Genomic DNA, 13,974 nt, shown 5'->3' with positions numbered 1-13,974 from the left:
CTCTCGTTCCTTGTATTCCTACGGAATAACCTTAGCTTAGTCGTCCTTGCCACGGAAAGCAGCACGTGCACGTTCGCGGGTAACCGCGGATACTGCGGTCAGGGGAACGCCGGCCGGGCAAACATCAGCGCACTCACCGTAGAGGGAGCAGTGGCCGAAGTTGGCTTCCAGGTCATCGACCATGTTGCGGGCACGGCGGCCACGCTCTTCCTTACCCAGCGGCATGAGGGACAGGTGCACCAGCTTCGCACCGGTAAACAGGTGTGCAGCACCATTCGGGCAAGCAGCAACGCAGGCGCCGCAGCCGATGCAGGCAGCGTGGTCCAGCGAGTACTCGGAAGTCTCATGGTTGACGTGCAGGGTATCCGCATCCGGAGCGGTACCAGCATCCATGGAGACGTAGCCGCCCTGCTCCATCACGTGATCCAGTGCCGCACGGTCGACGATCATGTCCTTGATAACCGGGTAGGCAGCGGAACGGAATGGCTCCAGCTTGATGGTCTGTCCTTCGGTGAAGTTGAACAGGCGCTGCTGGCAGGCCGGGGTGTTCTGTCCAGGGCCGTGTGGACGGCCGTTGACGGTCAGACCACAGGTACCACAAATGCCCTCACGGCAGTCAGAGGCGAAGGCGAAGGGCTCCTCGCCGCGCTCAATGTAGCCCTCGTTGACGTGGTCCAGCAGCTCCAGGATGGACATCTGCTCAGAGGCATCGTCCACCTGGACGGTCTCGAAGTGGCCTTCTTGGGTCGGTCCGGCTTGACGCCAGATCTCAAGTGTCAGTTTCATTACTTGTAGTTCCTTGTCATCAGCGGGATCGAATCAAAGTACAGCGGCTCAGCGTGGCGGATGAACTCGTTCTTATTAGCGCCCGGCTCCCAGGCGGAAACGAAGCACCAGTTCTCGTCGTCGCGTTCTGCCTCGCCGTCCTCGGTGAGGTGGTCCTCGCGGAAGTGGGCGCCACAGGACTCGTCGCGGTCCAGAGCGTCAACACACATGAGCTCGCCCAGGTCCAGGTAGTCGGCAACGCGCAGGCCGTATTCCAGCACCTGGTTCATGTCGTTGGCCTCGCCCGGGATGCGGACATTAGCCCAGAAGTCCTCGCGCAGCTCACGGATCTTGGTGATGGCTTCCTTGAGGTCTTCCACGTTACGGGACACACCGCAGCCGTGGTACAGGATGTCGCCTAGCTGGCGGTGGTAGTAGGAAGGACCGTGCGGGTTCTCGCCGCGCACGCCCATGAGGCGGTCGATGCGCTCTTGGGACTGGGCCAGGGTTGCCTGTGCCTCTGGGGAATCCTCCGCCAGCTTCTCCTCATTGAGGTGGTCAGCCAAGTAGTTCGGGATGGTAAACGGCAAGGTGAACCAGCCGTCAACGGAAGCCGAAAGCAGGGAGTTAGCACCCAGGCGGTTAGCACCGTGGTAGGTCCAGGAGCACTCACCGGCAGCAAAGAGGCCGTCGATGGAGGTCATCTCGTTGAAGTCGGTCCACAGGCCACCCATCGTAAAGTGGCAGGTCGGAGCGATGCGCATCGGAGTCTCGTAGGCGGACTCGCCAATGGCCTCTTCGTACATCTCGATGAGGTTGGAGTAGCGCTCGCGGATCTTGTCCTTGCCCAGGCGCTCGATGGCGTCGCGGAAGTCCAGGTACACCGAGTTGTGCAGCGGGCCAACGCCCAAGCCAGCGTTAATCTGCTGGGAGATGGCGCGGGAAGCAACGTCACGCGGAACCAGGTTGCCGAATGCCGGGTAGCGGCGCTCCAGGAAGTAGTCGCGCTCTTCCTCCGGAATGGTATTCGGGTCGCGGTCGTCGCCCTCCTTCTTCGGGGACCAAATGCGGCCGTCGTTACGCAGGGACTCCGACATCAGGATGGTCTTGGACTGCCAATCGGAGTTGACCGGTAGGCCCGTCGGGTGGAACTGCACGAAGGCTGGGGAAGCCAGGTAAGCACCGCTGTCGTACGCACGCATCATGGCGCTGGCGTTGGAGTTCTTAGCCAGGGTGGACATGTGGTAGACGTTGCCGTAGCCGCCGGTACCCAGCACGACTGCGTGGCCGGTGAAGGCCTTGAGCTCACCGGTGATCAGGTTGCGGGTAACGATGCCGCCAGCGCGCTTCTTGCCATTGTCGTTGTAGACGATGATGTCCTGCAGGTCGTTGTGAGCGAAGAGCTCCACGTTGCCCAGGCCAATCTGGCGGTAGAGCGCCGAGGTGGTGGACAGCTGCAGCTGCTGGCCTGTTTGGCCACGGGTGTAGTAGGTACGGGAGACCTGCACACCACCGAAGGAACGGGTAGCCAGGGTGCCGCCGTATTCGCGAGCGAATGGTGCACCGATGGCATTCATGTGGTCAATAACGCGAACGGATTCGTTGGCCAAGCGCCAGCAGTCGGACTCGCGGCAGCGGTAGTCGCCACCCTTGACGGTGTCCTTGGTGTGGCGGTAGGCGGAGTCATTGTCCACCTTCTTGGCACGGGAAGCGTTGACACCACCCTGCGCGGCGATGGAGTGCGCGCGGCGCGGGGAGTCGTGGTAGGTAAATACCTTTACCTTGTAGCCCAGCTCGCCCAGTGCGGCCGCAGCGGCGCCGGCGGACAGGCCGGTACCAACCACGAGGACCTCAAACTTGCGGCGGTTCAGCGGGGAAACCAACTGCATGTGGTCCTTTTGGTGGGACCACATATCCTTCATTGGCACGCCGTGCGGCTCATTGGATTCCAGAATGTTGCCGGCAGATACGCCCGGAACGATGGACTGCGGATGCGAGAACTTGGGGTGCTCGCGCTTGAGTTCAGTATTAGTCATGGGTTTCTAACTCCTTTAGCTGACCAAGCCCAGGGCAACGGACAAAGGCATAACGATGTTGCCGATGCAGACAACGGCCGGGATGACGTACGCCAGGATCAGGAAGGTCTGACGCCACTTCGCACCGGTAATACCCAGGTCAGAAGCGGCGAGGCGAATGCCGTGGGTGAGGTGCAGGAACAGGAAGCACATGGCGATCACATACACGATGGTGACCGGCCAGCGGCTAAAGGTTGCGATCATATTGGCCTTCACCGCACCCTCCACAAAGTCACCTGGGGCGATGGGCTGTACGCCCAAGGTCAGGTCCAGCAAGTGGAAGATGATGAACAGCAGCAAAACGATGCCGGTAACCAGCATGGACTTGGTGGCGAAGGAATCAAGGCCGCCCATCAGGTTGCTACGGCGGAACTTGCCGCGGGACGCCTTGGAACGTGCGGTGAGAGCAAACGCGCCATAGATGTGGGCGATGATGGCAACCAGCAGGACTGCTCGGATGATCCACAACGCACCCTCATGCGGGAACAGTGGCTCGCCCATGGAGCGCAGGAATGCACCATATTCATCAAGAGCCTCGTCGCCATCCTCAGCCGGCAAGTACAGCTTCAGGTTGCCGGCCATGTGGCCGACGACGAAAAGTGCAAATAGCAGGCCGGTGACGGCCATGATGAGCTTCAGAACCCAGGAGGGCACTCCCGGCTTCTGGCGGATTGGTTCGTTAGTAATGTGGCCGTGAGCTACTGCCTCACGGTCGGGATTTCTTAAAGTCATGACACCTCCATTGTCGTCCTCACCTTAACTGGGCTTAACCGCTGGTTACCAGTCAATTCCGGCGGCGTTTCATCTAACGGTACGGCGGTACGGTTAAACTCAGAATTCTTTTAGGTAAGGGTTGCCTTAGGTGGCCGGATTCAAAACGTCACTACCTTGGCTGCTCGCAATTTCGCAATATTGACGTTGCGTAAATCTTCCTCCAGTTGTGAACTTGGTCACCCAGTGTTACGGGAGTGATCCCCTTACCCCTTTATGTGTCAAACTTTCGCATGAAACCCACATATCCCCCACAGGAGGGTGAATATTCTTCACAAGATCTTTGCGATTAAGGTGCACACGCGCAGGCCACCCAGTAACCTTTCCGGCATGAGTAAGACGTATGTGGGATCCCGCCTTCGCCAACTTCGCCGTGAGCGCGATCTCAGCCAGGCTTCCTTAGCCGCCACGCTGGGCCTTTCGGCCAGCTACGTCAACCAGATCGAGCACGACGTTCGGCCACTTACCGTTCCGGTCCTCCTTCGCATCACCGAAGTCTTCGGAGTTGACGCCACCTTCTTCTCCCGCGACGATGACTCGCGCCTCCTCGCGGAGATCCAGGACGTCATCCAGGACAAGGAGCTGTGCCCCTCCCCCGTCGAGCTGCAGGAGCTCTCCGAGCTGGTCTATAACCACCCCACCGTCGCCCGCACGCTGGTGGATGTCCACCGCCGCTACCGCAATGTGCGCGATAAGCTCTCACTCGCCACCGATACCCGCCGCACCACCGAGGCCACCCAGGCACTGTCCATGCCGCACGATGAGGTGCGCGATTTCTTCTATGCCCGCCAGAACTACTTGGACGGCCTGGACCACCATGCGGAGCAGCTTGCCGACGCCCTCTCGGTCACCCAATTCGGCATCCGCGACACCGAACATGCCCTAGCCCAGCGCCTGCGCGATCTCCACAACGTAGACATTCACATCACCTCACAGATGGATGGCACGCTGCACAGCTTCGACCGCGAGACCGGCGAATTTCGGCTCGCCTCGCGCTTAAGCGAAGGGCAACGCGCCTTCCGCATGGCCGCGGAGCTGAGCTTCCTCGAGGCTGGCGAGGAGATCGTATCTTTGGTAAAAAATGAGCCGTTTACCTCGGATGCCTCGCGTAACCTAGCGCAACGCGGATTGGCCAGCTACTTCGCCGCCGCCACCGTGATGCCCTATACCCTGCTACATTCTGAGGCTGAACGCTCCGGCTACGACGTGGAATACCTCTGCCAGGTCTTCGGAGTGGGCTATGAATCCGTCGCCTCTCGGCTGTCCACCCTGCAGCGCGATAACCTGCGCGGCATTCCTTTTACCTTCGTCCGCGTCGACCGCGCCGGAAACATGTCCAAGCGACAATCTGCCACCGGCGTGCACTTTTCCAATAATGGCGGCACCTGCCCGCTGTGGAATGTCTACGAGACCTTCACCCAGCCGGGCATTATTTCCCGTCAGTTGGCCCAGATGCCCGATGGCCGCAATTACCTGTGGATCTCCCGCGCGGTACAGCACCATCAAGGCCGCTTTGGCGATACCAATAAGCTTTTCGCCATTGGCCTGGGCTGCGAGGCTCGCCACGCCGACCGCACCGTCTACGCAGAAGGTCTCGACCTCAAAGATCTCTCTTCTGCTACCCCTATCGGCTCCGGTTGCCGCACCTGCCCGCGCGAGAATTGTGCGCAGCGCGCCTTCCCACCCATTAACGAGGTCATCAGCATCGATGCCCACCGCTCAGCGGTGGCACCGTACTAGTTACACATCACCACGACGAGCCTTTTCGGGGGCGTAGACATACAAAACGGCACCGCGGTCCCTTTGCCCGGTGGGCGGGGGACGGCGCGGTGCCGTGGGTGTTGCGCTCAAGGCGACGTCGCCAAGCGCCCCTGCTTAGAGGTTAATCATGTGGCCGCCGATGCCCTCGGCAGCTTCCTTCATGGCCTCAGAGAGGGTCGGGTGGGTGTGAACGTTGCGGCCGATTTCCTCAGCGGTGAGGTCGAAGCGCTGCGCCAAGGTCAGCTCCGGCAGCAGCTCGGAGACATTGGAGCCCACCATGTGGCCGCCGATGAGCTCGCCATACTCGCCATCCGCAATGAGCTTGACAAAGCCCGCGGTCTCGTTGAGACCGGCAGCCTTGCCGTTGGCGGAGAATGGGAAGGTAGCGACCTTGATATCGCGGTCCGCGAACTTCTCCTTGGCAGCCTCTTCGGTGTAGCCGAAGGAAGCGACCTGCGGGTTGCAGAAGGTAGCGCGCGGCATGTTCATGTAGTCACCCAGAAGCTGGGTCTCCACGCCGGCGATGGTCTCTGCGGCGACAACGCCCTGTGCCTCAGCAACGTGTGCCAGCTGCAGCTTCGCGGTGACGTCACCGATGGCGTAGATGTGGTCCACGTTGGTGCGCATGGTGTCATCGATGGCAATGGCGCCACGCTCGGTGAGCTCAACGCCGGTGTTCTCCAGGCCGAAGCCCTCGGTACGGGGGGCGAAGCCGATGGAAATCATGGCGCGGTCCACGGTGAGGGTGTCCTGCTTGGAGCCATCCTTGGACTCGACCTCAACGGTGACATTATCGCCGTTGTCCTTCACGGAGGTGGTCTTGTAGCCGGTCAGGAGCTTTACGCCAAGCTTCTTGTACTCCTTAGCAATGGCCTTGGAGACGTCCTTGTCCTCGTTCGGCAGCACGCGGTCCATGAACTCCACGATGGTGACGTCCACGCCGTAGTTGGACAGAACATAAGCAAATTCCATGCCGATGGCGCCAGCGCCGACGATAACCATGGACTTCGGGGCCTCATCGTTGAGGATCTGCTCCTCGTAGGACACGATGTTGCCGCCGAGCTCTACGCCCGGCAGGGACTTGACCACGGAGCCGGTAGCGATGATGCAGTCATCGAAGGTGACGGTCTTGCCCTTGTCATCGCCGTCAGTGATTTCAATAGTCTTCTCATCTTTGAAGGAGCCAAGGCCGTTGATCTCGGTGATCTTGTTCTTCTTCATCAGGTAATGAACGCCCTTGACGATGCCCGCGGAAACCTTGCGGGAACGCTTGTGGGCTACACCGAAGTCGAAGGAAACATCGCCGGAGATGCCGAAGTCCTTTGCTTCATGGTTGAAGGTGTGGGCAACCTCAGCGTTCTTCAGCAGTGCCTTGGAAGGGATGCAGCCTACGTTGAGGCAGACACCACCCCAGTACTGCTTCTCGATTACGGCAACTTTCTTACCAAGCTGAGCTGCACGGATGGCGGCCACGTAGCCGCCAGGGCCCGCGCCGAGTACTACTACGTCATAATGTTCATTAGTCACGCCCTACAGGATACGTAACTTTCCCCTCCATGTCGCGCATTGGGTCACACTCTTTTGCCCGTGTACCCCACGCTTCGGGGGTAAAACGCACAAAGGCCCTGCACGGTGGCGTCGGCAAGCGCGCGACGCCGTGCAGGGCTATGGGCTCGGTGTTTTAGAACAGGCCGAGAGCCAGGGCAGCGTTGGAGGACATGGAGGAGCCCATGTGCAGGAACTGGCCCAGAACTTCGTTGATGGATACGAGGATGGAATCGAAAACGTTCATTTTTCTTCTTTCTGTTTTTGCCTAGAGCGAGGGATGGGCCCGCGGATGGGACCGCACTATTCACACGTTTAGAACTAACGGGAATTGTAGCGCCGCCGTTACATACGCGCTGCGTTCAGAATTATGACACACAAACCACATGCGTCACAGGTTTTGCTACATTAAAAGGGCTATTAAGGCATAGAGTCTTGCTAACACTCCCGCTATGCGGAACGATACCTACTGAGGAAATTCTCTTAACTCGAGGAAGCTAAAAATATGCATACTTTGCGCTCTATCGGCTCCAGCGTCGCAGGCATCGCCATCGCGGCAGGAGTCCTCTCCGCCCCTATCGCCTCCGCCGTCGAGCCGGCCAAGATTCAGGGGGACGCCACCCCATCCACCATCCGCGAGGTAAACCTCACTGACTCGGCAGATCCGGAAAATATCAACTACGCCATCACCACCGAGGGCGAAAACCGCGTGGTAGATATTGCCGGACTAAAGGACAAGGACAAGTGGAAGGGTTATGCCTTCGGCCACAAGAGCGCCCAGGGCAACCACTACGGCAACCACGTCAAGGTCATGACGGCTACCTCCGCCGCCATGGGTGGCCGCGAGGTCCCGCTTGCGGTCATCTCCCCAGACGGCAACTTTGAAAAGAAGCGCCCCACCCTGTACCTACTCAACGGCGCGGGCGGCGCTGAGCAGGGCATGGACTGGATCACCGCCACCGCGAAGCGCGACGTCAACCCAGAGCAAGAGGGCGTGCAGGACATGGTGGATTTCTACACGTCCAAGGACGTCAATGTGGTCATCCCACAGGCCGGTGCCTTCTCCTACTACACTGACTGGGTTTCTACGCCGGATGCCGGCTACCTCAAGGGCCCACAGAAGTGGGAGACCTTCCTGACCAAGGAGCTGCCAGGCGCTCTAGAGGATCATATCGGAGGCAATGGCAAGCGCGGCATCGCTGGCATGTCCATGGCCGCTACCTCCTCCCTGCTGCTGGCGGAGCACAACCCGGGCTTCTACAACGCGGTGGGCTCCTTCTCCGGCTGCGCGGCTACCTCTCGCCCGCTGCCGCGCCTGTACACCCAGCTGACTGTCAACCGCGGCGGCGGCTCGGCCGATCAGATGTGGGGCGCTATGGGCAGTGAGTACAACGTGTACAACGACGCATTGGTCAATGCCACCCCGAAGAATTTGGGCCCATCCGAGACCTACGTCTCCGTGAATAGCGGTTTGGGCGGTGCCAATGACTGGGGCGCTAAGGGATCGTCCACCCTCATCGTGGAGGGCGGCGTCATCGAGGCTGCTATGAGCTCCTGCACCCACGATCTCAAGGCCAAGATGGATTCCCAGGGCATGAAGGCGGATTGGAACTTCCGCAATACCGGCACCCACTCCTGGCCGGGCTGGCGCGATGACATCTTCTCCTCGTGGAAGACCTTCGAGCGTGGCTTTAACAAGGACGCCGCAGAAGCTCCGGCCGAGCCGGAAGTAAAGCCCAACGAGCTTTCCATCGATGCGCCGCAGGCTCAGGAAAATGCGCAGATCAAGGACGCCCCGAGTGCCGCTGACCAGTCCCCTGATAAGGACTTCGTCGAGGGCAAGGAAGCCGAAGCTCCAGAGGCTGCCGGCGCTGCGGAATAAGTAGCGCAGAAGTATAATCAACGAGTTCATTAACTACAGGAAAGAAGCACAATGAAGCGTCTTAGCTCCATCCTGGCCGCCACCGCAGTGTGCGCAGGCTTGGCTAGCGCCCCGATGGCGGGCGCCGCACAGCTCACCCCGCAGCAGGTAGCAGGCAACGCCGCCCAGTCCACCCTGGCCCCACTGGAGGTCACCCCGGAATTGGAGCAGCAGACCTGGTACCAGAAGTACAAGGACGATCCGCGCGTCGATAAGCTGCAGGCCACCTCCCCGGCCATGAACGGCCGCAAGATTCCGCTGGCTGTCATTCGCGCGACGGATGAGAACCGCCCGACCATCTACCTGCTCAATGGCGCAGGCGGCGCGGAGCAGGACATGGACTGGCTGAAGCTTTCCGATGCCGTGGATTTCTACCACTCCAAGAATGTCAACGTGGTTATCCCGCAGGCTGGCGCCTTCTCCTACTACACCGACTGGGTATCCGACCCGAACTCCCAGTATCTTAAGGGCCCACAGAAGTGGGAAACCTTCCTCACCAAGGAACTGCCGGGCGCTATCGAGGGACACATCAAGGCCGATAGCCACCGCGCCATCGCGGGTATGTCCATGTCCGCTACCTCCTCCCTGCTGCTGGCAGAGCACAACCAAGGCTTCTATGACGCCGTTGGTTCCTACGCCGGCTGTGCGGCTACCGCCTACCCGGTAGAGCACAAGGCCGTTGAGCTCACCGTTAACCGCGGTGGCGCTTCCGCAGAGCAGATGTGGGGCCCCTTCGGCTCCGCCACCAACCGCTATAACGATGCGATGATGAACCACGAGAAGCTGCGTGGCACGGATCTGTACATCTCCTCCGGTTCCGGTCTGGCCGGCAAGGAGGATACCTTCTCCTATAACGTGGCTAAGGGCTACAACCCTGCCGCCGCTGCTTTGGGCTCCGCTAAGCTGCAGGTGGAAGGCGGCGCCATCGAGGCTGGCGTGAACTACTGCACCCACAACTTCAAGGCCAAGCTGGACCAGGCTGGTATCCCGGCAACCTACAACTTCCGCAATACCGGCACCCACTCCTGGCCGCACTGGATTGCGGACCTCAAGGATTCTTGGCCGGTCTTCGAGCGCGCTTTCAATAAATAAGCTCGTTTCTTTCCGCGGCTAAAAGGGCGGTAGGCTTGCAGCATTATGAAGTTGCTTCCTACCGCCCTTTCGCGTTCCCATACCGATCCTTATACCGGCGTGGATTTTAACCTCGGATTTGAGGTGTCCCACTACACGCTGGATCTGACCTACCGCGTGGAGCCCAACTTGCTCCACGGCGAGGCCGTTTTAGCAATCCGAGCGACCGCCGATTTAACGTCTTTGACCTTGGATTTGGGCGGGGCGATGGTGGCCCGTCGCGTGACCGCGAAGGGTGCACCGCGGGTGGCAAAGTTCCGCCAGTCTTCCGGTAAGTTGCGTCTTCGTTTCGCTGCAGAAATCGCCGCCGGTACGGAGTTTGAGCTGGTTATTCGCTATGGCGGTAGCCCTCGCCCCATCCGCACCACCTGGGGCGAGATTGGTTGGGAAGAAACCGAGTCCGGCTCGCTGGTAGCCAGCCAGCCCAATGGCGCGCCGAGCTGGTTCCCCTGCGACGATACACCGTCTGAAAAGGCGCTCTATGACATCATCATTACGGCCGATGATCCCTTTATCGTTGTGTCTAATGGCGACCTCGTCTCCCGCAGGGCGGGCGGCTCCACCACGCGCTGGCATTACCGTACCCGCCAGCCCATGGCCACCTACCTGGCTACGGTGCAGGTAGGTGAGTTTTCTAGCTTTGCCTTGGGCCCTTCCACTCGGGCTTGGGCTCCAGCCACGCTGCGCGAGCGGGTGCTGAATGAATTTGCCCAGCAGCAGGAGATGGTGGACTTCTTTACCTCCATTTATGGCCCCTACCCGTTTGCGGATTACCAGGTGGTCATCACGGAAGATGAGTTGGAGATTCCGCTCGAAGCGCAGGGGCTTTCTATCTTTGGATCCAACCATGTGAAGGGAGACCACGCCTTCGAGCGCCTTATCGCGCATGAGCTTTCCCACCAGTGGTTTGGCAATTCCGTGGGCCTAGGCGAGTGGAAGGATATCTGGCTCAATGAGGGCTTTGCCTGCTACAGCGAGTGGTTATGGGCCGAGCACAAGGGCGAGACCACCGCGCGCGAGGCAGCACGGTCCCACTACAACGTCCTAGGCCGCAAGGCGCAGAACCTCACCGTTTCCGATCCGGGTGCGCGCGATATGTTCGATGACCGCGTGTATAAGCGCGGTGCTTTGACCGTGCACGCCATTCACCGCCTGCTTGGCGACGCCTTCTTTAGCACCCTCCGCAGCTACCTCACCGAGCACCAGCATTCGGTGGTGGAGCCTTCCATGTTGCTAAATTCCTTCCGCGCCGCCGCTCCTGATGCCGCGCTTTTCGACGCCACCGTAGACGCTTGGCTCAACCACACGGCCCTTCCTTCATTCCCGAGTTAGTGGTTTTGGCCCTGCGTTTGTTTGGGGATTGTCTAATCTATTGACCAATCCCTTCTTTCCTGTTGACGGGGTGTTTTATCTAGGTAGAATAGAACATGTAAACGAACAGGAGGGGAGGGATTATGCAGACCACCAAGCACGCGGAGATAGACTCCGCCATCGCCCAAGTTGCCGCCGGGTTAACCCAACTGCGCGGCCTCATGCAGGATCCCTCCGACCTCTCTTTCGAGCTTCTTCACCCTCATTTCGAGCACTTGGAAAGGGCGCTGGGCAACAAGGCCGCTATTGACGCTGCCTTCGCCTTCATCGCGGAGCGCGATGACGCCGGCCGCCGCGTGGGCTCCTCCAAAGCCAAGGACTACCTGACCGCCCGCCTAGGTCTTAGCGAGTCCGAAGCCGCCGCCCGTCTGCGCAATGGGCGCAACCTATTTGCCCCTATCCCCGAACCGGAGCCCACTCCCCCACCTGCTGATCCCGATGCTGATGACGCCACACGCGCACAGGCCGAGGAAGAAGCCCGCCGCCGCGCCGACCGCGAGCGCCGCGAAGAGGAAAAGCGCCGCAAGAAGCTTTTCGAAGAAGAGCCTATCCCTGAGCGCATCCTTAACCTCATCGAGAATGAGCTGCGCAGCCTCAGCAAGTACGCCATCCCCGGCCCAAGCGAGCTGCGCAACCAGGCCCTCGAGCAGGCCAAGCGCCGCTCCTTCGATTCCTTACGCGAGTGGCTGCGTAAGGCAGTTCGCAAGGCGAATAAGCACGCCCTCAATCCTGCCGGCGAGCCCGATCCGCACGCCGCTACCCGCAAGCGGCGCTTTAGCATCTCCCGCCAAGATGCTGACGGCGGTGTGCATATCTCCGGATACCTCGACGCCTCCGCGGCCGCCATCCTTGCCAGTGCCTTTGCTCCCGCCAAAAATAAAGGCAGCGCCGATCTCAGCGCCGAGGATGATACCCGCACTTATGCCCAGCGCATGGCGGACCAATTGACCGCTGCCTTGTCGAGCTACCTTTCTGCCATCCAAAAGGACTCAGCGGGCCTTGGTTCTTTCTTCGTCGCCACCACCTTGGAAGAACTGGAGGCGATGGGCGGCGATACCCGCTTCGCCACCAGCACCGGCATCGAGCTTTCTCCGCTCGATCTCCTCCGCTTGGGTGCCGCGCAGCACGATTTCTTCTGTGCGGTGGATGAGAAGGGCTTTCCCCTCGAACTTGGCCGCACCAAACGCACCGCTTCCCTCTGGCAGAAGCTCGCCCTCGCGGCCTCCGAGCTTGTCTGCACCCACCCCGAGTGCCACCGCCCCTGGCAGGACTGCGATGTCCACCATCTGCAGGCTTGGTCTCACGGTGGCGCCACCGACCTCAAGAACCTCACGCTGCTGTGCCGGCGCCACCACGTAGACAATAACGACTACCGCGATGGCCGCAACGGAATGGGTCACGCCGAGCGAGACCCCGCCACCGGCCGGGTAGGCTACCGGGCCGCGCACGCGAGCGGGCTATCGCCCACAGTAGAGGTCAACGACCACCCCGCCGCGGAACAAGCCCCGGGACGCAGGCTCACGGATCCGCCCTCGCCACCACCGTCTCCGCCGGGCGCGGCCTGACCTCTTGCGCGCGGGCCCGCGGCCTGCCACAGCAGCCCGTCCGACTGCCCTACACTGGATAACCATGCAAACGATGCTCGTCACTGGCGGCGCCGGTTTTATCGGCGCCAATTTCGTGCGCCTCATGCGCCAGGCGCGCCCCGATACCCGCGTTACGGTGCTTGATAAGCTCACTTACGCCGGAAACCGCGCCAACCTCGCCGATCTGGATATTGACTTCGTCGAGGGTGATATCGCCGATTCTGCGACGGTAGAACCGCTCGTCGCTGCCGCCGATGTAGTAGTTCACTTCGCCGCCGAATCCCATAACGACAATTCTTTGCGTGACCCCTCCCCCTTCCTCCACACGAATATCGTGGGCACGTTCACGCTGTTGGAGGCGTGCCGGAAGCACGATACCCGCTTCCACCATGTCTCCACCGACGAGGTTTTCGGTGATCTCGAGATTGGGGCAGAAACCAAGTTTGACGAGAACACCACCTACGCCCCCTCCAGCCCGTACTCCGCCACCAAGGCAGGTTCTGACCACCTCGTGCGCGCATGGGTGCGTTCTTTTGGGCTGCGCGCCACCATCTCGAATTGCTCCAATAATTATGGGCCGTATCAGCACATCGAGAAGTTCATTCCCCGCCAGATCACCAATATTCTCTCCGGCCGCACACCCAAGCTTTATGGGACGGGCGAGCAGGTCCGCGATTGGATTCATGTCGATGACCACAACGAGGCAGTGCTCGCCATCCTAGAGCGCGGCCGGATTGGAGAGACCTACACTATCGGCGCGGATCAGCCGGATATCAGCAATAAGCAGGTCATCGAGCTTATCTGCGAAATTATGGGCCACACCCGCGATGGGCGCGCCCTCTATGAGCACGTGGCGGACCGCCCCGGCCATGATCAGCGCTATGCCATGGATGCCACCAAGCTTCGCCGCGAGCTGGGCTGGGCCCCGCGGTTTACGGATATCCGCGCCGGCCTCGAAGACACCATCGCGTGGTACCGCGATAACGAAGACTGGTGGAAGCCCGAGAAAGAAGACGTAGAGACCCGCTACAAGCAGCAAGGACAGTAG

Annotated in this window: 10 protein-coding genes; 6 read left to right on the top strand and 4 right to left on the bottom strand. The window is 60.5% G+C overall.

Annotated features, from left to right (window positions below; all coding sequences use genetic code 11):
* Window positions 1-36: 36 nt before the first annotated feature.
* The 3 genes from WMP96_RS03355 to WMP96_RS03345 are packed head-to-tail and all read right to left on the bottom strand — an operon-like array spanning window position 37 to window position 3,572.
* A complete protein-coding gene (locus tag WMP96_RS03355; RefSeq protein WP_023020452.1) occupies window positions 37-786 on the bottom strand; it encodes a succinate dehydrogenase/fumarate reductase iron-sulfur subunit in 750 nt (249 codons plus the stop codon).
* Complete coding sequence (locus WMP96_RS03350) at window positions 786-2,801, bottom strand: fumarate reductase/succinate dehydrogenase flavoprotein subunit (RefSeq protein WP_200288333.1); 2,016 nt, start codon at window positions 2,799-2,801, stop codon at window positions 786-788. The genes WMP96_RS03355 and WMP96_RS03350 overlap by 1 nt, the downstream gene beginning before the upstream one ends.
* A 15-nt stretch (window positions 2,802-2,816) precedes the next feature.
* On the bottom strand, window positions 2,817-3,572 hold the full coding sequence (locus WMP96_RS03345) for a succinate dehydrogenase cytochrome b subunit (protein ID WP_284835610.1): 756 nt from the start codon (window positions 3,570-3,572) through the stop codon (window positions 2,817-2,819).
* Between the two features lie 369 nt (window positions 3,573-3,941).
* On the opposite strand from WMP96_RS03345, the gene ramB reads away from it, so the two are divergent.
* A complete protein-coding gene (gene ramB / locus WMP96_RS03340) occupies window positions 3,942-5,351 on the top strand; it encodes an acetate metabolism transcriptional regulator RamB (protein ID WP_340432155.1) in 1,410 nt (469 codons plus the stop codon).
* 135 nt (window positions 5,352-5,486) lie between these two features.
* On the opposite strand, the gene lpdA is transcribed toward ramB, so the two are convergent.
* Entirely contained in the window at window positions 5,487-6,899 is a 1,413-nt protein-coding gene (lpdA, locus tag WMP96_RS03335; protein ID WP_023027802.1) for a dihydrolipoyl dehydrogenase, read from the bottom strand.
* A gap of 523 nt (window positions 6,900-7,422) precedes the next feature.
* On the opposite strand from lpdA, the gene WMP96_RS03330 reads away from it, so the two are divergent.
* The 5 genes from WMP96_RS03330 (at window position 7,423) to rfbB (ending at window position 13,974) form a co-directional block, all read left to right on the top strand.
* On the top strand, window positions 7,423-8,799 hold the full coding sequence (locus WMP96_RS03330; protein WP_023020446.1) for an alpha/beta hydrolase: 1,377 nt from the start codon (window positions 7,423-7,425) through the stop codon (window positions 8,797-8,799).
* Window positions 8,800-8,850: 51 nt separating this feature from the next.
* On the top strand, window positions 8,851-9,930 hold the full coding sequence (locus WMP96_RS03325; RefSeq protein WP_340432154.1) for an alpha/beta hydrolase: 1,080 nt from the start codon (window positions 8,851-8,853) through the stop codon (window positions 9,928-9,930).
* Between the two features lie 45 nt (window positions 9,931-9,975).
* Entirely contained in the window at window positions 9,976-11,301 is a 1,326-nt protein-coding gene (locus WMP96_RS03320; protein WP_340432153.1) for a M1 family metallopeptidase, read from the top strand.
* A 122-nt stretch (window positions 11,302-11,423) separates the two neighbouring features.
* Window positions 11,424-12,905 (top strand): HNH endonuclease signature motif containing protein, encoded by a 1,482-nt coding sequence (locus WMP96_RS03315; RefSeq protein ID WP_340432152.1) that lies wholly within the window; start codon window positions 11,424-11,426, stop codon window positions 12,903-12,905.
* Window positions 12,906-12,978: 73 nt separating this feature from the next.
* Window positions 12,979-13,974, top strand: a complete 996-nt coding sequence (gene rfbB, locus WMP96_RS03310) for a dTDP-glucose 4,6-dehydratase (protein WP_340432174.1) — start codon at window positions 12,979-12,981, stop codon at window positions 13,972-13,974.

The organism is Corynebacterium sp. KPL4035 (assembly GCF_037908325.1).
Lineage (GTDB): Bacteria > Actinomycetota > Actinomycetes > Mycobacteriales > Mycobacteriaceae > Corynebacterium > Corynebacterium kefirresidentii.
The sequence above is the reverse complement of the archived record's forward strand: the minus strand, read 5'-3'. Positions and strand labels throughout refer to the sequence as shown.